Annotated in this window: 23 protein-coding genes; 12 read left to right on the top strand and 11 right to left on the bottom strand. The window is 36.9% G+C overall.

The window, feature by feature from the left end:
• Window positions 1-12: 12 nt before the first annotated feature.
• The gene (gene rnpA / locus PKC21_06765; GenBank protein ID HMR25038.1) at window positions 13-366 is read right to left on the bottom strand and encodes a ribonuclease P protein component; all 354 of its coding nucleotides are present in this window, start codon (window positions 364-366) and stop codon (window positions 13-15) included.
• A gap of 17 nt (window positions 367-383) precedes the next feature.
• Window positions 384-536, bottom strand: a complete 153-nt coding sequence (gene rpmH / locus PKC21_06760) for a 50S ribosomal protein L34 (protein HMR25037.1) — start codon at window positions 534-536, stop codon at window positions 384-386.
• A gap of 351 nt (window positions 537-887) precedes the next feature.
• Between rpmH and PKC21_06755 the strand changes: the two genes are divergently transcribed.
• Window positions 888-1,304, top strand: coding sequence for a hypothetical protein (locus PKC21_06755; GenBank protein HMR25036.1), 417 nt, complete (start codon window positions 888-890; stop codon window positions 1,302-1,304).
• Window positions 1,305-1,355: 51 nt separating this feature from the next.
• A complete protein-coding gene (locus PKC21_06750; GenBank protein HMR25035.1) occupies window positions 1,356-1,859 on the top strand; it encodes a hypothetical protein in 504 nt (167 codons plus the stop codon).
• Between the two features lie 311 nt (window positions 1,860-2,170).
• Here PKC21_06750 and PKC21_06745 read toward each other — a convergent pair whose 3' ends face one another.
• The gene (locus PKC21_06745; GenBank protein ID HMR25034.1) at window positions 2,171-2,602 is read right to left on the bottom strand and encodes a hypothetical protein; all 432 of its coding nucleotides are present in this window, start codon (window positions 2,600-2,602) and stop codon (window positions 2,171-2,173) included.
• Window positions 2,603-2,818: 216 nt separating this feature from the next.
• A complete protein-coding gene (gene dnaA, locus PKC21_06740; protein HMR25033.1) occupies window positions 2,819-4,174 on the bottom strand; it encodes a chromosomal replication initiator protein DnaA in 1,356 nt (451 codons plus the stop codon).
• Window positions 4,175-4,933: 759 nt separating this feature from the next.
• Here dnaA and dnaN point away from each other — a divergent pair.
• The 4 genes from dnaN (at window position 4,934) to PKC21_06720 (ending at window position 9,245) form a co-directional block, all read left to right on the top strand.
• Window positions 4,934-6,046 (top strand): DNA polymerase III subunit beta, encoded by a 1,113-nt coding sequence (gene dnaN / locus PKC21_06735; GenBank protein HMR25032.1) that lies wholly within the window; start codon window positions 4,934-4,936, stop codon window positions 6,044-6,046.
• 367 nt (window positions 6,047-6,413) lie between these two features.
• Window positions 6,414-7,469: a lytic murein transglycosylase gene (locus PKC21_06730; GenBank protein ID HMR25031.1), complete on the top strand. Its 1,056-nt coding sequence runs from the start codon at window positions 6,414-6,416 to the stop codon at window positions 7,467-7,469.
• A gap of 28 nt (window positions 7,470-7,497) precedes the next feature.
• Window positions 7,498-8,709 carry a hypothetical protein gene (locus PKC21_06725; GenBank protein HMR25030.1) on the top strand — a complete coding sequence of 404 codons (1,212 nt, stop codon included), beginning with the start codon at window positions 7,498-7,500 and terminating at the stop codon, window positions 8,707-8,709.
• Between the two features lie 44 nt (window positions 8,710-8,753).
• Window positions 8,754-9,245, top strand: a complete 492-nt coding sequence (locus PKC21_06720) for an HIT domain-containing protein (GenBank protein ID HMR25029.1) — start codon at window positions 8,754-8,756, stop codon at window positions 9,243-9,245.
• Between the two features lie 262 nt (window positions 9,246-9,507).
• On the opposite strand, the gene PKC21_06715 is transcribed toward PKC21_06720, so the two are convergent.
• On the bottom strand, window positions 9,508-10,038 hold the full coding sequence (locus PKC21_06715; protein ID HMR25028.1) for a YiiX/YebB-like N1pC/P60 family cysteine hydrolase: 531 nt from the start codon (window positions 10,036-10,038) through the stop codon (window positions 9,508-9,510).
• A 48-nt stretch (window positions 10,039-10,086) separates the two neighbouring features.
• Window positions 10,087-10,692 carry a biotin transporter BioY gene (locus PKC21_06710; GenBank protein HMR25027.1) on the bottom strand — a complete coding sequence of 202 codons (606 nt, stop codon included), beginning with the start codon at window positions 10,690-10,692 and terminating at the stop codon, window positions 10,087-10,089.
• Between the two features lie 203 nt (window positions 10,693-10,895).
• On the opposite strand from PKC21_06710, the gene PKC21_06705 reads away from it, so the two are divergent.
• Window positions 10,896-11,516, top strand: coding sequence for a hypothetical protein (locus PKC21_06705; GenBank protein HMR25026.1), 621 nt, complete (start codon window positions 10,896-10,898; stop codon window positions 11,514-11,516).
• Window positions 11,517-11,527: 11 nt separating this feature from the next.
• On the opposite strand, the gene priA is transcribed toward PKC21_06705, so the two are convergent.
• Window positions 11,528-13,951, bottom strand: a complete 2,424-nt coding sequence (priA, locus tag PKC21_06700; GenBank protein HMR25025.1) for a primosomal protein N' — start codon at window positions 13,949-13,951, stop codon at window positions 11,528-11,530.
• Window positions 13,952-14,074: 123 nt separating this feature from the next.
• Window positions 14,075-14,617, bottom strand: a complete 543-nt coding sequence (locus PKC21_06695; GenBank protein ID HMR25024.1) for a hypothetical protein — start codon at window positions 14,615-14,617, stop codon at window positions 14,075-14,077.
• A gap of 192 nt (window positions 14,618-14,809) precedes the next feature.
• Between PKC21_06695 and PKC21_06690 the strand changes: the two genes are divergently transcribed.
• Window positions 14,810-15,328, top strand: coding sequence for a hypothetical protein (locus PKC21_06690; protein ID HMR25023.1), 519 nt, complete (start codon window positions 14,810-14,812; stop codon window positions 15,326-15,328).
• Window positions 15,329-15,334: 6 nt separating this feature from the next.
• Here the strand turns inward: PKC21_06690 and PKC21_06685 are convergent, their stop codons facing one another.
• Window positions 15,335-16,210, bottom strand: a complete 876-nt coding sequence (locus tag PKC21_06685) for a UTP--glucose-1-phosphate uridylyltransferase (protein ID HMR25022.1) — start codon at window positions 16,208-16,210, stop codon at window positions 15,335-15,337.
• A 129-nt stretch (window positions 16,211-16,339) separates the two neighbouring features.
• Window positions 16,340-16,720: an RNA polymerase-binding protein DksA gene (gene dksA, locus PKC21_06680; protein ID HMR25021.1), complete on the bottom strand. Its 381-nt coding sequence runs from the start codon at window positions 16,718-16,720 to the stop codon at window positions 16,340-16,342.
• Window positions 16,721-17,022: 302 nt separating this feature from the next.
• On the opposite strand from dksA, the gene bcp reads away from it, so the two are divergent.
• Both bcp and PKC21_06670 read left to right on the top strand, forming a co-directional pair.
• A complete protein-coding gene (gene bcp, locus PKC21_06675; protein HMR25020.1) occupies window positions 17,023-17,478 on the top strand; it encodes a thioredoxin-dependent thiol peroxidase in 456 nt (151 codons plus the stop codon).
• Window positions 17,479-17,520: 42 nt separating this feature from the next.
• Window positions 17,521-18,030: a DUF2628 domain-containing protein gene (locus PKC21_06670; protein HMR25019.1), complete on the top strand. Its 510-nt coding sequence runs from the start codon at window positions 17,521-17,523 to the stop codon at window positions 18,028-18,030.
• A 17-nt stretch (window positions 18,031-18,047) separates the two neighbouring features.
• Here PKC21_06670 and PKC21_06665 read toward each other — a convergent pair whose 3' ends face one another.
• On the bottom strand, window positions 18,048-18,950 hold the full coding sequence (locus tag PKC21_06665) for a hypothetical protein (protein HMR25018.1): 903 nt from the start codon (window positions 18,948-18,950) through the stop codon (window positions 18,048-18,050).
• Window positions 18,951-19,165: 215 nt separating this feature from the next.
• Here PKC21_06665 and PKC21_06660 point away from each other — a divergent pair, with 215 nt between their 5' ends.
• Entirely contained in the window at window positions 19,166-19,315 is a 150-nt protein-coding gene (locus PKC21_06660) for a hypothetical protein (GenBank protein HMR25017.1), read from the top strand.
• Between the two features lie 31 nt (window positions 19,316-19,346).
• On the top strand, window positions 19,347-20,381 hold the full coding sequence (locus PKC21_06655) for a metallophosphoesterase (protein HMR25016.1): 1,035 nt from the start codon (window positions 19,347-19,349) through the stop codon (window positions 20,379-20,381).
• Window positions 20,382-20,386 lie beyond the last annotated feature (5 nt).

Genomic DNA, 20,386 nt, shown 5'->3' with positions numbered 1-20,386 from the left:
TGTATCATCGCTTTAATTATCCTTATCTGCAGAATGCTGGACAAACAGCTGTTTAACTTGCTGGACAACCGTTGTTTTGCTTTGCTGTTTAATGCTTGGTTTTAAAATGACCACATAGTCCCCAGCTTGTAGATTACCGTGCCTAAATACTTCTCTGATTTGTCTTTTCCATTGGTTTCTTAAAACTGCATTGCCCGTTTTTCTACTGGCCACCACAGCCAAACGTGCAAAGCCACAAGAGTTTTCAGATTTAGATAAAAACAAATGCTGCTGATAAAAACGTTTTCCTACAGCTTTGGACAGGGCAAAATCTTTTTTATCTGCTATCCGCTGCTTTTTTGGAAAATCATGCTTTTGGGCAAACATGACGCTAGATCATCCAATTACTTGCTAGCGATACTGACAACTAATCTTTTTCTACCTTTACGACGACGTGCATTTAAAATAGCGCGGCCGGCTTTGGTGCTCATGCGTTCACGGAAACCATGTTTTCTTTTACGTTTTAAGTTACTGGGCTGATAGGTTCTTTTAGACATACTACAACTCTTCCTTGTTTATTAAACTCTTTAAATCCCTAAAATTAATCTGTTTTTTCTTCAGTTTTTTCAAAACTGCAAAATCAAATACGAAACAGGCCCATTAAAAACCATATTACACAACAATTGTCAATCCTTATATCAACTTAATTTATACCTTTAGAAGCATGGAGCAGAACCCTGAAGGTTCCTCAGTAGCATTTTTTATAATGTTGTGTGTGAATGCTGAGCTGTTATTTTAACAAAAGTTAAAAACTTTTTAATTTTTGAGCATCTTTTTCACATTCAAAAACTATGACTTGTTAAAGTAGAGTTATGAAACATGCATATTACTTCATTTTGGGGGCCTGCTTGATTACAGCATCATGTGGATCAAACACCGGCATAGGTATTAAAATTAACAATAATGAAATGGATAGCCAGCAAACACTTACTTTCTTTAATGACAATAAAACCATTCACTTGGATATTAAAAGATGTTTGGAAGCCAGCGCCACAGGAAATAATGCAAGCTGTGATGTCGGAACACCTGCATCAAATCCATATTATGGAGAAATTGACTTTGAAATAACTCAACATCCTGACCACACAAGTCTTCCAAGCTTTATGAGCTTGGCCAACAGTCTTCAAAAAGGGTATTACCAGATAAACCTTGCTTTTGGCCCCGGATGCGGTGGTGGTGGCGTCACGGCTGCCGAAGGTGTTATTTATGTTGATGATAACGGAGAAGGCTTCATCAACCTTACTCTAAGTAAACCTTATTGCTAGAACTTCAATTTAACTGTTTCCATCAGTCATTTTATAGAAAGAACGTAAGATATGAAAAAAAGAATATTGTTATCGATTTTAGCTTTGAGTACTGCTTTTATGCACGCTTGTGGCAACAGTAATCAAGCACTAAACCTAGAAAACGTTGCCTGGATAGAATATCATTTAGACAAACTTAATCAACAAGCACTCGCTGCCGCAGACATAGACTTGGATTTGAATAATAAAGTTATAGCTGGCAAGGTTTCAAAAATAAACAGTTCAAATGAGCATTGTTTCATATTTAATTTTATGAACAACAATGAATTACAAATTCTTAAAAAAACCCTAAGTTCTTTGAGATATTCACTTGAGCCAGATACAAGCACCAGCTGCCTTACGATATATACGGGCATTGAGTATATTAATGTTAGAGATAACGATAAAATTTATTTCTACCATGACTGCCCCATCAATAAAAATGTGGCAAGACATGATACCGAGCACGATTTTAAAGAATTTATACGCAACAAACTTTTGCAGTTAAGAAATGACCAGCCCGAATGCAACAATTAAACTGTACATTGTAGCTCAGCAGAAGCTTGTGCATATACAACATGAAACTTTTATAACCTTTTTAACACTGTATTTTGATTCATAGAGATATTTTAACCGATTGATCATGTGTGGCATTGTTAAACATAGATTGTATACCTATGGTTCAAAGCCAAGTGGCCAAATCATTAACGTATCCTTAAAAATTTTACCGTATTTGCTTACTGTAAACTTTTGGTCCAAATGCTTTATAAACAAAGAAAAAAACCAAACTATTAAGTTGGTTTTTTTCATAATCTTTTAGCTCACTTAGTATTATAGGGTACTTTTTATTAATACCAAGTTTGACCAGAAGAATCTTTACACACAATATTAGGCAATATCATTGAATTATAAACATTTAAAGGGTTAAGTTTTTCATCTTGAGAAAATAGTTTTGTGACCAAATCCTCATTGTATTGAATGTAACCTAAAGATGATTCAATGTGTTCGTTGATTAAGTCTGAACTAGACTCTGTCTCATCAGCAATCATGGCTCGCAGGACTTTTAATTGTCTTAGCTCCTCAGTAGTTTGGTTATAAAGTGCGCCTTTATGCCTGTTAAACAGTTTGTCTACAAAAGCCCCCGCAAGCGCTCCACCTGCAGAAACAGCAACATACTGTCCAACATCAATGCGCGATCTATACTGGTCTTGATAGGCTAAGTTGGAAACCGCTGCAATGGTTTCACCAAGAATTAAAAATTTATGTTTAGCAAAAAACATCCCTACTTTTCTTCTATTTTTAATTTTACCGTTACAGGCAACAATGTTTTCAACTTGTTCTGTAATTTGCTTCCTTATGTAGTTTTCATCTACATAATCATTATTTTATGCATAAGACGCACTCAATGAATTTAAAGTAAAAGCAAGTATATAAAATTTAATGTAATTTTTCATAGTGACACAGTATGTAATAAAATATATGCGTTGTGTCAATAACTATTTTAAACCTTTTTCAATCGCCGCCAAGGTATGCGCCATGTCGTCTTGTTTGTTGCACAAGTCTTCTATTTTTTTTACTGCGTGCATAATGGTGGTGTGGTCTTTGCCACCAAATTTTTGCCCAATCTCCGGAAAGGAGTGTCTGGTATGTTTGCGGCACAAATACATGGCCATTTGCCTGGGTAGGGCAATGTTTTTCTTGCGGCTGCTGGATTTTAAGTCAGCCACACCAAGCATAAAAAAGTTGGCCACTTTGTCCATAATGCTTTCAAGGGTGATAACGCTGGCACTGACATGATCTGAAAATACTTTTTGCGCAAAGGCTTTATCAATATTTAAGTTAGATAAAGTGGCTTGCGCGCTGAGTCTGGTCAAAGCGCCTTCTAAAGCCCGTATGTTGTTTTGAAACTTTTCTGCCAAGTAAACCAAAACCTCTTGATCCACGTCCAAGTGCAAGTCACTGATCTTTTTTTCCAAAATAGCAACCCTGGTCTCCAAATCCGGCGCTTGAATATCACACATCAAACCCCACTCAAAGCGCGAGCGCAACCTTTCATCTATGTCTGGAATATTCTTAGGCAACTCATCCGAAGTCACTACAATTTGAATATTTTGCTGGTGTAAGACATTAAAGGTATGAAAAAACTCTTCTTGTGTACGTTCTTTTTTGGACAAAAATTGAATATCATCCAACAACAGTAAATCGCAGTTTTTACGATAACGGTTTCTAAAGTTCTCAGTCTTTTGATAACGAATGGCATTGATCATGCTATTGGTAAACTGTTCACAGGTTTCGTAAATAATTTTAGCACCCGGATTGTTTTGCTTGATTTGATGACCAATAGCACACAAAAGGTGGGTTTTTCCTAAACCTACGCCGCCGTATAAAAATAACGGGTTGTATTGCTGACCCGGCTGACTGGCCACTGACTGGGCTGCAGCATGGGCAAACTGGTTGCCCGTACCCACAACAAACTGATCAAAAGTATATTGTGGGTATAAAGAATAGTTGGGGTTGGTCTTTTCTTCTTGCTGTTTACTTTGGCTTAATTTTTGCCTGGTTTTTTCCTGAGATATTTTTTGTAATTGATTCTGACTATAAACAGGTGTGTTGCTTGAAACTACAAAAGAAACATCCATATTCAAATCTTGACTGAATTCACGCAAAGTTTTTTTAATCATACTAGAATACGTACTTTGTAAACGATCACGATAATACGTGTTGGGCACCTCAACAAAAATTTGCCCATCTTGGGTATTTTTATAACTTAACGGTTTAATCCATGTATTAAAAGCATGCGCAGGCAAACGCTCTTGCAAATGATGAATTGTTTTTTGCCAAGTCTTCTCCATAGGAACTTTTTACTAAGCCAGAAAACAAGCAAAGCCGTCAAGCTTATCGGAGAATAAAAATTTACTTTTTTTTACCTGTGGATAAGTCCTTGGTTTTTCAATGGTTTTAAGTTTTATTATTTTCTAATTTAAGTCTTTGCTTTTGTTATTGTTTTTGACGCATTTTATAATTTTTCATTTTTTCAATATCTTACAGAAGAATGACCCTAAAATTAAATATCTATAAGCACTTTAGCTTAATAATTTATTTTTTAGCTTATATTTAACATTTTTTAAATTTAATATTTTATAAAATAGTTCTATGTTTATCCCCAGGCTAAATAAAAAAAAACGTTTCTAAAAAATCAACAATATCAAAGCCATGCAGTAAAAAACACTTTATCTTGTGGATAGTTTTTGTGGATAAGCTGTTAAGAGCTTATGGATAAACCATGGATAAGTTAAACCTAAAATTACTTATCCCTTAAGCAATCACAAAAAACACATCTTTATCCACATTTAAAATAAACAAAAAAAGCTTAAATTATAAAAACTTATTCCATTAAAAGTACTTATCCACAACGCTTACTATGATGATTAACTTTATATATATAATATATATATTCTTTTAACATCTGAAATTAAACCTTAGAGGAGTAAATACAATTTAAATAAATTTCTTCTCTGCAAATGAAAATAAAACTACAAAAAGCAAAACAAATCGTATAAGCATAGTTAGATTAAACCGTTAATTTTTATATAACTTTAAGGATAAAGCCCATGAAATGGACCTGTGAACAACAAAATCTAATGAAAGTATTGCAATCGGTGGTCAGTGTAACTGAAAAAAAAACCACCATGCCTATTTTATCTAACATCATGTTGGATGTGAAAGACAATACCTTGACCGTTTACGGTACAGACTTAGAAATATCTGTAGAAAGTTCCTGCAGTGTCAATACAGAACTTGCAGGTAAATTATGCACATCCGCTCATACTTTAATTGATATTGTTAAACAATTACCCAACAACACCGTTGTTTTAGAAAAAGATGACAATGGTTGGTTAAATATCACCAGTGGTAAAGCTCATTTCAGAGTAGCCAGTATTGATGCTGGTGAATTCCCACAAATGCCACGCAAAACAGATTTTACTTTTTACAAAGTCAATAAAGATACCTTACTTAAAGGCATTGAATACACTTCTTATGCCATGAGCACAGATGAAGTACGTGCTAACCTTAACGGCATTCTATTAGAAATTGGCCCAGATAAAAATTTAAACATGGTGGCCACCGATGGTCATCGCTTGTCTTTGTACAAAAGTCCTCTAAGCAGTGAAGAGACCATGCAAATGGAAAAGAAAATTATTCTGCCGCGCAAAGGTATTATGGAATTAAAGAAAATTTTAATCGAAGGTGAAGAAAATAATATCAATGTTTCAGTATCTCCTGCCACCTGTGTATTTAGCAATGATAGCAACACTATTTTTATGAAATTGGTGGTGGGTGATTTTCCTGAGTACAACAAAGTCATTCCACAAGGGGATCGCAAAACAGTGATGGTGCAAAAAAACGATTTAAAAGAATCTTTAAAACGTGTATCCCTTTTATCTGAAGGCAAATCCAAATGCGTTAAAATGCAATTTAAGCCCAATGGCTTACATTTATCGGCTAACTCTCCAGAACTGGGAGAAGCAGAAGAAGATATTTTGGCAGAATTTAATGGGGATGAAATGACCATTGGTTTTAATGCCCGCTATTTGTTGGATGCACTATCTGTTGTGCAAACTGACAAAGTCAAATTAGAGCTAGATCACAACCAAAGCCCCGGCGTGGTAAAACTTCCTGACACAGACAACTACGTCAGCGTCATCATGCCAATGCGGATTTGATGAAAAAATATCCACCTACAAGAAAATCTAATTAACTAGGCGTTTATTAGATTCTACCTGAAGATGAAAGACCTTATGTTATCAACAACTTTAAATTATCAAATAAAACATTGGAAGAAAAACAGCGTATATTAGAAAATGCGCTTGAAGTTGAAATTTTAAATTAAAAGAAAAAGAATTTCGTACCACGAGTTTGGGCCGTTTTACGGCCCACTGTCTAAGTGGCTAGAAATCTTTTTCTTTTTTAATTACAGTTTCTACAGAGATCTAATTTTAAAAATAGTATAAAAAATAGTTATACCTCTATAAACGTTTTTGTTTTGTTGATTTTGACCACTTGCGCTAAAGATTCTTTATGTCTAGGGTAATGAGATCTTTTTTATATATTTTTGTATGTTTATTGTCTGTGCAAAATACTTGGGCGCAGGAAACTTCTTCAAGTAAGCCTGAGTTTATGCAATGGACTGAGAATGTTCAGATTGATCCACAGCTTTGGGAAGAAGCCTTAGCCAGTGTGAGAGAACGCTTAAGCACGAAACGCTCGGGTAGTGCAGGACAAACTAACAATGACATTTATGACCTGGCTTGGGTGGATTTGATCCAAACGGAAAATTTAGATTTTCAAATCTATGCGGTGTGGATTGATTTAAGCATTGGCGCAAAATTTAAAGATGAAAACCGCGGCTTAACCAAAGTCTTAGAGCGTCTGCAATCAGAAACATCCATTGAACAAACAGAAAAATTTTTAGAAGAATATTGTTACACTTTATCAGATATGGAACAAAATTGTGGTGTCAACGCGCAGTTTATTGGCGGTATTGTTAATATTGAAACTTTTTTTGGTAGTTATGATGGCGTGGTTAAATTTCCTACTTTAGCTACCTTGGTCAGCTGGGTTGCCATGCAAGATGAAAGGTTTAGAGATCATGTCTTGCAACAATACTATACAGCCATAGATCTAGCGCATAATTTTACTGACAATCAAACCGATAAAGTTTTTATCAGCGGTTCTAGATTTGTGAATAAAAATACCTGGATCAGTAGAGCCAATAATAGAGCTAACAAATCTTTAGTGCAGTTGCGTGATTTTTTGAATCTAGCGCACAGCATGCAGTGGCAAGAGCAAGTTGTATTAGATACACATGGCTCATGGGTGGGGGCCTTTACACCCGCCCAGTTTATGCCCACAACTTTGCGCAGTATACTCAAAGCGGAAGAAAATATAGACCCCAACAGTTTAACGGACATCATTCCTATGATGGGACGTTATCTGGCTCTTAGATGGGGAGAGTCAAGGTCACAAATTGATAGAGCTATACGCTCTTACAATAGCCCAGTGTGGTATAGAGAACATGTGTTTAATGTTGCTGATCAAACCATAAAACGCTGGCAAGAACTTATAGAAGAAAATAATAAAAATTAAATATTAATAAAGGTTAAATAAAGTAGTGATGTTTAAGAATAATAAAAATTTTTTTGTTGTATTGTTTTTTAATATTGTATGTTTTGTACAATTGACCCAAGCAGGCAATTTAGAACTTAATGATTGGCTAAACCAATATGCTCACAGTAATTTTTTTATGGCAGAAAGAAAAGTAATACCCATAGAAAAAAATTATTTATTATTACCAGACAATCATCTTAAAAGTTTTTTCAACTCAGAAGATCAAGAAATTAAGTTACCCTTTTTTGCAAAAGATTTTATTAACAATTTAAATTGGTTAACAAAAAAACAATTTTTTAGTCACTTCAATGTATTTACAGACGGAAATCAATTTTTTATCAATACCAGCAGTATAGACTGTGATCATATTATGGATGAACGTTCACAAAATTATCAACAGACTATTTTAAATGCAATCACACAACTTAGTGCAGGTGAATTACTTATTGTTGAAACAGGAAAATCTCACGCTCTCGATGTTTTTTTAGCCTTAGGAGCAAAAACACTGGAAAGTACGGGTGTTTTTTTTCAAGTGGACGATGATAGCAATATTCAAAGTGATTTGAGACAAGAAAAAGTAGACTTTTATGAATGGGTATTGAATGAAGTAACCACTATACCTGAAAAAACAGTTTTCAGTTTGAGAAAAGACCTTTTTAAAGAAGAGGAAGTACATTTTGGCCAAAATCATGATGAAAAAAACATCACTCAAGGGTTAACAATTATGTTAATTGAAAAATACCGACGTATGTATTGTAACAAAATTGAAAAAAAGATTGATGCTAGTCATGTTGATTTAGGTTTGTACACCCCCCAATCAGCAAAAGTTAAAAACGCGATTATTTTTTCTGATACACATAGTTTAGAACAACCCTTAGCAATGAAAAAATTACCTTCAGCGCAACAGTTAAAAGACACTGGCATTCATACAGTCAAAGTGATGATTGAAAGATTTTCTATGGAAGACAATGAAGCTAGTGTATTTAATGATCAATTCTACAGCATAGAAGAAAGAGCACTTACTCACATTGTTCAACAACATATAAAAAAGATAAAAAAAGATTATCCAAGATTGCATCATGCTTATCAAAAGCACAGTCAACAAAACATGAGTTTTTTAGAACGCATAGATGAAAGGTTTACTTTAATTAAAAAACTGGTTGAGTATGAACAATCGCCCAATATTGCCGTAAAGTATATCAATGGCCTAGATCAGTAAGTTTTTTTATTTATCAATAGACAAAGATACGGTAAACATAAAGCATGCAGCGTTTATTTACACCGTGGCGTTTGGATTTTATCAAGAACAATCCGCATAAACAAAAAAACCACACTTGCATTTTTTGTGGCATCATTGAAGATGATGCCAATAACGATGCACAAAATTTGGTTTTGTATCGCGGTGAACACAGTTTGATTATTCTGAATAAATTTCCATACAGCTGCGGGCACATCATGGTCATTCCCTATCAGCATGGTGATGACTACTTGGATTTATCCCAAGCCTGTCATCAGGAAATGCAAAACTTTATGGGACAAAGTCTAAAAGCATTACAAAACAAAAGCAGCATGGATGGCTGCAACATAGGTATGAATATAGGTAAAGCCGGTGGCGCCGGTATTCCGCAACATCTGCATTATCATTTGGTCCCACGCTGGGTGGGCGATAGCAACTTTATGCCCATCATTGGTGAAACCCGCGTGTTACCAGAAACCTTAGAACAGACCTACCAAAAATTAAAGCCTGAGTTTTAAAAAGCAGCGTTGAATGTACTGATAAGGTAAATCTTTTAAGTGAGTGATATTAGCACAAGAAAATTTCTTTAAACGATCGTCTCCGCAGCGTAGCAAGGACTAGCGAGAGTAAGAAATTTTCTTGAGGTATAAGCTTTACACATTTGCTATAATTAATTTTGAAGGACTATTTTTTATTGTGCCAAGATCTTGAGGGCTAAAGCCCAATCAGCCAAGCACATATAAAAATAAGCGTGTCATCAGCGTTATGGATTATAAGGTGTTAAGAAACCTCAGATAAATATTCAGAATGAAATAAACCCATGGGATGCGTGCCTAAAGCGCCTTCAGGAATAGCCTGGCCAATTTTCTTAAAATGCTCAAGCCAATACGGATGAAACATTTGTGTTTGTTTATCCTTAAAGGTCATGGGCTGCAGATCAAAGTATTGCGGAAATAAAAACTGGATAAAGCTGCTGCAGTAAAAGGCGTCTGTTGCTCCACAAAAAGCCAAGTCATACGGTTTTCCCAATTGTGCCAAAGCTTTGTTGATCACCCTATTTTTTTCATCTTGGCTTAAGGTTTTAATCCGCATCACGTGTATGTTTTGTCCTGAACTTAACAGATCCATTAAACTAATGCGCTCAACACCTCCAGGGTCAACGGCATGGATTAATTCACAGTCAGAAATAAATAAGGCAACATGATTAAAATTTACTTTTTCAAAAGTTTTGCGTGAGGCAAGAATAGCATCCCCAGTCGGACTCAGCCGTTTTTGAAAAAGCAAATCTGCAGCTTGAAAAAAACAATCCATTGGACTTTTATATATTACTAAAAGGTACAGGGTACCTTTTGGAACCGTTTATTTAAAACGTTTTACCCAGGCCCAAGCGGGAGAGAGTACTGCCAAAATGGCCAAGGTTTTTACGCATAAACCAGGAATAAAAGGATACAAGCCCCAGGTCAGCAGAGGCTGATCAAAACCAAAGTACAAACCTAAACCCACTAAGCCAAAGGCAAAAATAATGGCGTGACCCAAGGTGATGGCCAAAGCCAATTTGATGGGGTGTTTATCATAACCCTGTTCGGCAAATAAACCACTGACCAAAGCTGCGGCCAAGAAGCCAAACAAATACCCACCTGAGGGTGAAAATAAATGGATGTAACCTGCTGCCCCACCAGCAAAAACCGGTAAGCCTAAGGCACCTTCAGCCAAATAGGTTAAAGTACTTAAAAAAGCCAAACGGCTGCCAAAACATAAAGAAATTAAAATCACGGCAAAGGTTTGTCCGGTAATGGGCACTGGATAAAAAGGAATTTCTACATAGGCACTGGCTGCCATCAAGACTGAACCCAAGACAATCAAGGTGATCTGACGCAACAAACTTTGCGTCTGATTGAAAGTATCAGGGTGCCAAAGAACATCAATAAGTGTGGTAGATTTGTGCAGGGTAAAACGCTTGTGCATAAGGGCTCCTTTTTTTTAAAAAATAGGTCATCAATTCCTAAGTATTGTTTAAAACAGACTTTATAAGGCCTTGTCAAAAAAATAATAGTCCTAGAAAAACCTATAAAACCAGTTAGATAGCATTAAAAATTAGGCAAAATATGTTTTTGACAAAAATGCCATATTTGCATAAGTTTGGGGTAACTTTATCAAGGGGAATGATTATGAAGTATAAAAAGTTTAAGTTAAGTTTTTTAAGCATGTTTTTGGCTACAACCTGTGTTTGGGCGCAAACATTCAATCCAAGATCGGTCGTAGAGATAGATGTGGAAGATGTGGATGTTAATTTTTGGAGCATGCTGCAAGATGGTCTAGTTTATATGAAGCAGGATAATAACAGTTTAATACGCATGAATGCGCACGCTAAACGGACCATTTCAGAACAAGTGGTTATGCTAAAAGAAGGCTATCGTATTGATGAAGTAGCGTATACTCGAAGCAGTAGAATATTTCTCATTGAATATTTGGGGAGTATGAGCAATGAACAATTGAACGGTGATCTAGATAATTTTTTATCTACTGATATTATTTCTGATCCAGAGCGATGTCCTAGACCGTATACCCGTATGTTTGTTCTACCCAGTGAATTAATAACATCGGGTGAAGTTAGCAAGAGTTTCCCTTCCATGTTGGTATTTGATCCAATTTCGTTTAAGCACGGTAGCCGCTATGGTTTAATTTTTAACTATTCTGAGTTTAAAATGCCGTTGTATTCTTTGCTAAAGGGAGAAAATCAAAGCAATATCGTGTTTGTTGAATACTCCTGTAAGCAACACACCAGCTAAACTTTAAAAACTTATAAAAAATGATAGGGGTCAATGTCCATATGGATGTTGACCTTTTTATTTGTGGCTAAAGCCTGTTTAGCAGCATGATGCAGCTTTAATACAAAGTCATGCAAAATTGTTTTATCTTTGCCTTTAAGCAAAAACTGATAGCGATACACATCTTTAATTTTTTTTAGCGGTGAGGGTGCTGGACCCAAAAATGAAAGTTCAAGTTTTAAGTTTTTTTGCCAAGCTGTGGCCTGCTTAGCCAGCCATTGTGCTGTTTGTTGACACAAACGTTCATCTTTACTGCTAAAATTAAACAAAGCCATTTGTTCAAAAGGTGGATAAGCCAACTCTTGTCTGAATTGAATTTCTTGCGCATAAAAAGCAGCATAATCTTGCTGCATGGCATGTTTGATGGCGTAGTGATCAGGTTGCATGGTTTGGATTAAGGCTTTGCCTTTAAATTGACCACGACCACTGCGGCCAATGACTTGGGTTAACAAAGCAAAGGTCGTTTCAGCCGCTCTAAAATCTGGAAAATGTAAACTTTGATCAGCCAATAATACACCCACCAAAGTAACGTTTTCTATATCCAAGCCCTTGGTCACCATTTGTGTGCCCACCAAGATATCAATTTGACCATAGGCCAATTGTTGTAAAAGATCTTTATGCGCGTTTTTCTTTTTTAAGATGTCACGATCCATACGGGCAATATTAGCGTCCGGGAAATAGCGTTTTAATTCTTGCTCTACGGCTTCTGTTCCCAAACCCAAATGAATGACTTTGCCTTGCTGGCAGTGGCCGCAGCGGCTTTGTTTGGGTTTAGAAAAACCACAGTAATGACATTCGTAACTTTGACTGCTTTTATGATAGGTCAAGGCCACACTGCAATGCGGGCATTTTTGGCTTTCACCACAGCTGGTGCATAAAATAATAGGGGCAAAACCACGGCGGTTCAGGAAAACAACGGACTGCTGTCCTTTTTCTAAGGTTTCTTGTAAGGCATGTTTTAATTTTTCTGAAATTAAACCTTTTTCAGCAAAGCTTTTAAACTCCTGTTTGATGTTAACAATTTCTGTGTCTGCCAACTGACTGTGTTTATGCGCACGGTTTAATAAAGTTAAGCACTTTGATTGATCTAATGTACTGGTAAAATAACTTTCCATGCTGGGGGTGGCTGAACCTAAAAGCAAAACAGCGTGCTGTTTTTGTGTCCTTACTTGTGCCAAATGTTTACAGTGGTATTTTAAACCTTCATGTTGCTTGTAAGAACTGTCATGTTCTTCATCCAAGATGAGCAAACCTATGTTTTTTAAGGGTGAAAAAATAGCGCTGCGCGCACCAATCACAACCTTGGCCTCACCTTGCACTATTCTTTGCCATTGGGTTAAACGTTCACTGGCATTAAGCGCACTGTGCAAGACGGCCACTTGATCGGCAAAGCGGGCTCTGAATCTGCCAATAAACTGTGGGGTTAAGGCAATTTCAGGCACCAAAGCCAAAACGGTTTTTCCTTGGCTTAATGCAGTTTGAGCACAGTTTAAATAAACCTCAGTTTTACCGCTGCCTGTTGGACCATACAGTAAAAACTCTTGTGCTTGTTGACCAAGAATAGCCTTGTTAATTTGCTCAACGGCATGCTGTTGCTCAGGGTTAAGTGTATGTTGCGGCGCATGTAAAAAAACATCATGACTGTTAAGATCTTTTAAACTTTTTTCTTCAAGCAAAATACCTTTTTTTACCAGGTCCTTAGCGGTTTGCGTGAGTTTAAGATCAACGTGAGCCAAGTCACTTTTACTGATAATCACATTGTCATGCAAAAATAAATCAAGCAGCTTTTTTTGATTTTTTCCCAAACGACCAATAACACTTACATTTTTAGATAAAGAATAATAACTCTCGTAATGTTCAATGGCCGTGCTGTTTTGCAGTAAACTTTCAATACGTATCCAACCCTCTTGTGCCAGTTTATTTAAAAGGCTTTGACTTTTTGGGTGTTGCCGTAAAAAATGTTGATAATCTAAAGTGCTGCGGCCAAACAAGTTTTGCCAAACGGCATTGATCTTAGTATCTGTGTGCGCACTTTCTTGGGCAACAACCACAATTTTGCGCTTGCTTTGTTTCAATAAACCCGGCGGTAAAACTGTATTGAGGCTTTCACCCAAAGAGGCGCCATAATATTGGCTCAAATAATGAACCAGTTCAATTTGTTCTTCATTGAGTAAAGCGTGTTGATCCAGAATAGAATGAATGTTTTTATAACGTTTGCTGTTGTTTGGGTCTGGATCCATTTGTCTAACGGAAGAAAACACAAAGCCGGTTAAGGTTCGGTTTTGAAAAGGCACCAATACCCTTTGTCCCAACTGAGGAGAAAAACCTTCTGGAACTTTGTAGGTATAGGTTTGATCCAAGGGTAGCGTTAAGGCAATGTCAACAACAGGAGTCACCCAAAGGCTTATACCTTAAAACAGCCATGGGCGACCAGTGCTTTTTAAAGTAAACAAAAAAGCCCAGCCTATGTTTAGGCTGGGCTTTAAAATTGGATAAAGCAAATACACGGTATTCAGTGATTAATCTCTGCGCTGATACTGACAAGTTCCAGTCACTTGGTTAAATGAGTTTTTAACGGTGACGGTTAAGCTGTTGCCACTTTCATCTAAGTTATACACGGTGGTGTTATCTTCACTCATTTTACGGGTAAAAACAGTCAAGGTTGAACCATTTAAACTGGTTTTAATAATATATTTCCCCGTTTGAGTGACGCCGGTTAAAGATCCGGGGCCTTGATTAGGCAAAGTTGTTACAGACTTGGCATCCATTTCAATACTGCCCAAAAAATATTGACCACCAGAAATATCAATTCCTACAGCAGTGTTTTCACCATCGGTAGCGGTGGCCCAAAAGACATCACTGAACTGAAGCGGAAAAAACTTACGGGCATCACAGTTTTTGGGATAAAAGGTCCCGGTAAAAGCACTGAGTTGTTCAACATCAAACGCTTCGGTGGTCGGTTTAATCACCAAATTGGTCAACTCAAGATTGTTGCTTAGCCCTTGTTGCGCAAAGGTTAGGCTTGATAAACATAAACATAACACTAAAACTAATTTTTTCATTTCATCCCTTTCTATACAATAGATTTTGGCAAGACTATGCAATTATGCAGGCCAGGTCAAGACGTAAAAAAGCCGCAGTGTAAAACCCACAATGGCTTTAAGAGTTAGTTTTTGCTATTCATTCAAGCAAAATAAGAATTTGCCAATCCCTACTAAATATGGCAGTAAAAAAGATGTAAGGGGTTATTTTTAATGAAAAAAATAAAAAACAAATTTTTCCTGTTTATGGCAGCAGAAATGTTATTCATGTGGCATGGATCAGTCTTGGCTCAAGAGAATGATAATTGTTATGGGGACGCAGAAACCTATTTGAGTTGCATGGTTGAACAAGGAATGCTTGCTACAGATGTAGAAGAAAAAATTTTTAGTATTTTTAAAGTTCCTCACCATTTAAAAACAGAACAAGGCTCTTATTTTGTAGAAAGTAAAATTTTATCATTTTCAGTTTTAAATAAAACAAGCTTAATGGCGCAACCCATGTGGTTATCCGGGGATACGCGTAGAAACAAGCAATGTTTATCAGGCAGCGATGTGTTTATTTATTTTGCCTCTAATGAAGATTTGATGCATACCAAGGCATTTTATTTGTGGAATGAGTATAAAATGGTATTTCTTAGCCAACATTTAATGGAAATACCAAGCGAAGAAACGCTTGATCCGCCGCTTGCAGTGAAGTTATTGCATATACGGCATTGTTATCCTCAGCCATAAAAAGTTTTATAAGTTTGCGTGTATTGCTTCTAAGATAGCTCTAACTTTATCTTTGTAAACAGAGTTTTCTTCAAGCGCATACATGATGTTTGCTTCAATAAAACCATGCGCTTGACCGGTATCCAAGCGCTTGCCGGCAAAGCTATAACCATACAGGCCCTGCTCTTTGGCCAAAGTTAATAATGCATCGGTGAGTTGAATTTCTCCCAAAGCACCTTTGGGCTGGGTTTTGATGTAATTAAAAATATTTTTGTGCAGAATATAACGACCAATGACAGATTCTTGACTGGGGGCATCCTCGGCTTTGGGCTTTTCTACCAAATGCTCTACTTTGAAGGTTTGTGGTGCAACTTCTTGCCCAGAAACAATCCCATACTGATGCACTCTATCCATGGGTACATGCTCTAAGGCTAAAACAGAGGATTGATAGTTTTCAAAACAAGGCAACAGCTGTTTAAGACAAGGTGTAGTGTGTAAAACCAAATCATCAGGAAGCGCCACCACAAAATAATCCTCATTTATTTTTTCTTCTGCACATAAAATAGCATGTCCCAAACCTTTGGCTTCATGCTGAAACACATAATCAAACTTAACTTTATTTTGGTATGCCGTGACAGCATGTAAAAGATCTTGTTTATCTGGAGTTTGTAAAGCGGCTTCTAGCCGTTCATTTTTTTTAAAATGCTCCAAAATGGCCATTTTACTGGGATGCAAGACAAAAACAATGGTTTCAATGCCGCTTTCAACCAATTCATCCACCACATATTCAATGGCAGGTCTGTTGACAATGGGTAAAAGTTCTTTGGGTATTTGTTTGGTGGCCGGCAAAAAACGCGTGCCTAAACCCGCAGCAGGAATCACAGCAATTTTAATTTTGCTCATGCGCAAAGTTCTACAGTGAAATAGAGCAATGGTCAAAAGCCAGGTTTAAAATTGAAGGAAATTTACCAAGCCTAAGCGTGGATAAAGAGCCGTGAATCAACGGCTCTTGGAAAAATTGAAAGGTTAAAATTAACCAACCATTTTGGCTTTGCGTTCCATTTCTTCCATATCGGTTTTGCACTCAATGCATTGCGTGGTTTCTGGACGCGCTAAAAGACGGGCTTCAGAAATAAGGTCACCACAAAGATCGCAAACTCCATACGTGCCATCATCAATTTTAGCAATAACAGAGTTGATTTTCATGATCAATTTGCGTTCACGATCACGCACGCGCAATAAAAAATTTCTATCCATTTCAGCAGAAGCTTGATCGGTCATATCGGCATAATTCTCTTGTGATTCAGTTAGGTCGCCCATGGTTTCTACAGCTTCATTCACCAGCGTTTTCTTTTTTTCTAAAAGGATTTTACGAAATTCTTCTAACTTTTTTTTACTTAACTTTTTTGCCATTCTTCTTCTCCTTGGACACGTTAACAGCCGTCTATATATGTACTGCTAAGCTAATGCAAATAGACTAAAGTATATTGTGTTTTTTTGTTAACCAAGCCAGGGCAACATATTAGCATATTAAGGCTAAACTTGGAGAAAAAAATTGAAAAAAAATAGCATCCACGGTTACTATGCTGTTTAAGCCCTTGGAAGCAAGTGCGAGTTTAGCGAAGGGAGACAATGTGTTGCATGCAGGGTACTTTCTGTAGTAAAGGTGTCTAAGGATAAGTCTTTAAGATTAAAGCTAAAAAACGAGGTATGCAATGATAGAAGTTGGAAAAAAAGCCCCAAATTTTAAATTGCCCAATGAAAAGGGTGAAATGGTTTCTTTAAGCCAATTTAAAGGTAAAAAACTTTTATTGTACTTTTACCCCAAAGACAGCACGCCAGGCTGCACCAAAGAAGCACAAGGCTTTACCCAGTTGTACAAAGACTATAAAAAATTAGGCTATACCATTTTAGGTGTAAGCAAAGATTCACAAGCATCCCACCAGAAATTTATTGATAAATATGACCTTGGCTTTCATTTATTGGTGGATCAAGACAATGAGCTGGCCAAGGCTTTTGGTGCCTTTGGTGAAAAAAACATGTATGGCAAAAAAGTCATGGGTGTGATTCGCAGCACATTTTTAATTGATGAAAAAGGTAAAATAGAAAAAGCCATTAAAGTCAGCAAAGCGGCGGAGCACCCACAAAAACTGTTGGAAGAGATTGGTTAGTTTGTAGCAAAAAAACATTTAGTTTAAAGGAAGCACCAAACAATGAAGTTTAACCCCAAAGATACCAGCCAATGGATAGATAGAGAAACCTTTGCCCTGTATTGTGGCCAAGGTTCAGATAAACTGATGTCATTTTATGATAAAGCCAAAGAAAATGAAAATAGCATGACTATCAGTGCCAATTGGGGCGCTATTTTAGTGCTTCCGTTTTGGTTGGGGTTTAGACGACAATGGCCTATTTACTTTTCTTTGTTGGGCATTTTTTCAGCCTTGCCGTTTATTGAAGCTTATTTTTCTTTATCGTCAATTAGGACAACAGGCGCAACCCTTGTTTTAGGAATATTTTGCAATGGTTTTTTACTCAATCAAGCCAACAAGGACCATCTAAAGTTAAAAGCAAAAAACTTAAGTGTAGAGGAAATACAAAGCCAGTTGAAAAACAAAGCAGCAAAATCTTGGCCATTATCTCTATTGGCTGGTTTTGGAATGATGGTTATCATTATCCTCATGTATATGCTAGCAGAGACTATGTTTGGACCTATTCCAGATTAATGGTTTTAGGGAATCAATTAGAAGTCAGCAATATCAACATAAATATCAGGTTTGGTGGCTTCAAGATCATCATCAAAACTGTGAGTTGTTGTGTTTGTTGGTACAGACGGTTCAGGTTTGAGACTTTGTCTTCTACCAAAATTGCTGCGCATGCTTTGTGCTCCAGTGGGCAAGCAATGATAAACATTGGCCAATTTTTTCATTTCTGTCATGCTCTGTTGGCTGATTCCACTGAGTGAAATGAGTTCTTCGCTTTTGGTTTTACGAACCCAAGTAATTGAGGGTACGCCTATGCCAAAAAATCTACGGATGTCTTCAGCATGAATACTGGGTGTTCGCTTCATAGCCCTATAAAATTCTACTATGTTTTCAATGGCTTTTCTGTAACCTCTATACTCCAATTGAAATGTTGTTTGAATATCCTTATAGGCCTCTAAAATAATATTTTTAAGTTGATCTATGGCGTGTTGATCAGATTCACCCAAAATCAAAAACATGAGCGATCTAAAAAAGATCAGTTCTTCAGCATGTTTGGTCAACTGTGCTTCCTCTAATTTGGGAATCAGAGAAGAGATCATCATTTCTATGATTTCAAATACTTCAGTGGACTCTTCGCCTTTGGATAAAGCTTTCATGTATCGGGCAAGCGGATTGAGATGAAGGGCTAAGGCCGCCAATAAAGTTTCCTGCATGGCCAACATGGCAGGAGAGACAGGAGGGTCCATATTGGCAAAAGTTGAGTGGTAGGTGTCATGCGCCACCAACATCTCTTCATCAAATGTGGTGGGAGACAGTTCATCTGCTAAGGCTTGATCAATGTTATCCCAAAATGCATCCTCTAGCTTATCCAATTCTTTAAGCTGATGATTATGCTCCATGACCTGATAGGCATCTTTAGTTGGGAATTTGTCTTTAGACATGGGGCACACTCCTTAAAAAGGTTAGTTGGTTATGGGCAACCTGTTGAGTAGGGTGGAGTAAGAAGCCGTGTAATGAAACAGAATCTTATGCAAAAAGCAAAAAGTTGCAACAACCACTAAGGGCATTGTAAATTCACCAACTTATGTTTGTCAAATTATAATTTATTTATTTTATAATTTTTTAAACATCGTTATAAAGCCATAAACGGTCTGCAATGGTTTTAGATGAATATATTAGACGAAAAGAAAAGAATATGAAACTGGAGATGGATGAAGAGAAGATTGCCAACAATCGTTGTTGTGTTTATGAGCACTTTGTTAAGCATCCATTGTTATTTGCTTTGGAAACTGGTTTTTGCACCTAAGTTATCTCTGGTCTGGCAATGGAGTTTGAGCGTGTTGATCGGTTTTTTATTTTTAACTTTATTAAGTAGACTTAGCCTGTACCGGCGTATTCCCAAAGTATTGCATAGTGTGCATGCCTATCTGGCCTATTGTTGGCTGGGGATGATGTTTTATTTATTGTGCAGTTTCATTCTGATTGATCTTGTTTTTATTCTGCCGTCGTTTGCGGCAGACGATGCAAACATGAGTATCAACAATGCTTATACTAAAATGATTTTGGCAATTGGTTTAACCAGTGTGGTGAGTCTTTTTTCTTTTTGGCAGGCTAAGCGAGGGCCTAAAATAAAAACACAAAATATCACGCTGACAAAATTACCCAAAAATTTATCAGGTTTTAAAATTGTGCAAATTTCAGACTTGCATATTGGAGACATCATTCAAGAGGCGTATATAAAAAACACGGTTAATCTATGCAATGCCCAGAAGCCAGACCTCATTGTGATTACTGGAGATTTGGTTGATGCACCGCTTGAGCATGTGGCGCATTTAGCACAAGGACTAAAACAACTGTCAGCCAAGCATGGAGTTTATTTTGTTACCGGTAATCATGAATACTATGCGGGAGCGCAAGCTTGGATGGACTATTTACAAAGCTTAAACATACAAACGTTGCACAACACATCAGTGAAAATTACTGAGGGTGAAGATAGCTTTAACTTGATAGGTATAGATGATGAATCAGGGGCTAGTTTTTTACCAGGCCATGGCCCCAACCTTGAACTAGCCATGCAGCAGTGTCATCAAGACAAAGTTAATATTTTACTGGCGCATCAACCCAAGTCAATCAGAGCAGCAGAAAAGCATGCAGTAGATTTACAGTTATCAGGCCATACCCATAATGGACAAATTTGGCCCTTTCAGTTTTTGGTGGCTTTGGATCAACCGTATCTTAAAGGCTTGTATCAACATGGCCAAACCCAAATTTATGTTAATCCGGGTACAGGTTTTTGGGGGCCACCCATGCGTTTTTATGGGCGATCAGAAATAACCAGCATTCAACTTTTAGCCAAAAACATGCCTAAGTGAGTTCC

It is taken from the genome of Oligoflexia bacterium, assembly GCA_035326705.1.
Classification (GTDB): domain Bacteria; phylum Bdellovibrionota_G; class JALEGL01; order JALEGL01; family JALEGL01; genus JALEGL01.
Note: the sequence above shows the minus strand (reverse complement) of the source record. Positions and strands in the feature narration are given on the sequence as shown.

Bases quoted from the DNA above. Each gene is read 5' to 3' on its own strand.
- PKC21_06660 (HMR25017.1), top strand. From the start codon at position 19,166: ATGGTTTTAGATGAATATATTAGACGAAAAGAAAAGAATATGAAACTG.
- PKC21_06715 (HMR25028.1), bottom strand. From the start codon at position 10,038: ATGGATTGTTTTTTTCAAGCTGCAGATTTGCTTTTTCAAAAACGGCTG.
- PKC21_06695 (HMR25024.1), bottom strand. From the start codon at position 14,617: ATGAAAAAATTAGTTTTAGTGTTATGTTTATGTTTATCAAGCCTAACC.
- rpmH (HMR25037.1), bottom strand. From the start codon at position 536: ATGTCTAAAAGAACCTATCAGCCCAGTAACTTAAAACGTAAAAGAAAA.
- PKC21_06725 (HMR25030.1), top strand. From the start codon at position 7,498: ATGTTTAAGAATAATAAAAATTTTTTTGTTGTATTGTTTTTTAATATT.
- PKC21_06745 (HMR25034.1), bottom strand. From the start codon at position 2,602: ATGTTTTTTGCTAAACATAAATTTTTAATTCTTGGTGAAACCATTGCA.
- PKC21_06710 (HMR25027.1), bottom strand. From the start codon at position 10,692: ATGCACAAGCGTTTTACCCTGCACAAATCTACCACACTTATTGATGTT.
- PKC21_06750 (HMR25035.1), top strand. From the start codon at position 1,356: ATGAAAAAAAGAATATTGTTATCGATTTTAGCTTTGAGTACTGCTTTT.
- dnaA (HMR25033.1), bottom strand. From the start codon at position 4,174: ATGGAGAAGACTTGGCAAAAAACAATTCATCATTTGCAAGAGCGTTTG.
- PKC21_06730 (HMR25031.1), top strand. From the start codon at position 6,414: ATGAGATCTTTTTTATATATTTTTGTATGTTTATTGTCTGTGCAAAAT.
- bcp (HMR25020.1), top strand. From the start codon at position 17,023: ATGATAGAAGTTGGAAAAAAAGCCCCAAATTTTAAATTGCCCAATGAA.
- dnaN (HMR25032.1), top strand. From the start codon at position 4,934: ATGAAATGGACCTGTGAACAACAAAATCTAATGAAAGTATTGCAATCG.
- PKC21_06705 (HMR25026.1), top strand. From the start codon at position 10,896: ATGAAGTATAAAAAGTTTAAGTTAAGTTTTTTAAGCATGTTTTTGGCT.
- PKC21_06690 (HMR25023.1), top strand. From the start codon at position 14,810: ATGAAAAAAATAAAAAACAAATTTTTCCTGTTTATGGCAGCAGAAATG.
- rnpA (HMR25038.1), bottom strand. From the start codon at position 366: ATGTTTGCCCAAAAGCATGATTTTCCAAAAAAGCAGCGGATAGCAGAT.
- PKC21_06665 (HMR25018.1), bottom strand. From the start codon at position 18,950: ATGTCTAAAGACAAATTCCCAACTAAAGATGCCTATCAGGTCATGGAG.
- PKC21_06685 (HMR25022.1), bottom strand. From the start codon at position 16,210: ATGAGCAAAATTAAAATTGCTGTGATTCCTGCTGCGGGTTTAGGCACG.
- dksA (HMR25021.1), bottom strand. From the start codon at position 16,720: ATGGCAAAAAAGTTAAGTAAAAAAAAGTTAGAAGAATTTCGTAAAATC.
- PKC21_06720 (HMR25029.1), top strand. From the start codon at position 8,754: ATGCAGCGTTTATTTACACCGTGGCGTTTGGATTTTATCAAGAACAAT.
- PKC21_06670 (HMR25019.1), top strand. From the start codon at position 17,521: ATGAAGTTTAACCCCAAAGATACCAGCCAATGGATAGATAGAGAAACC.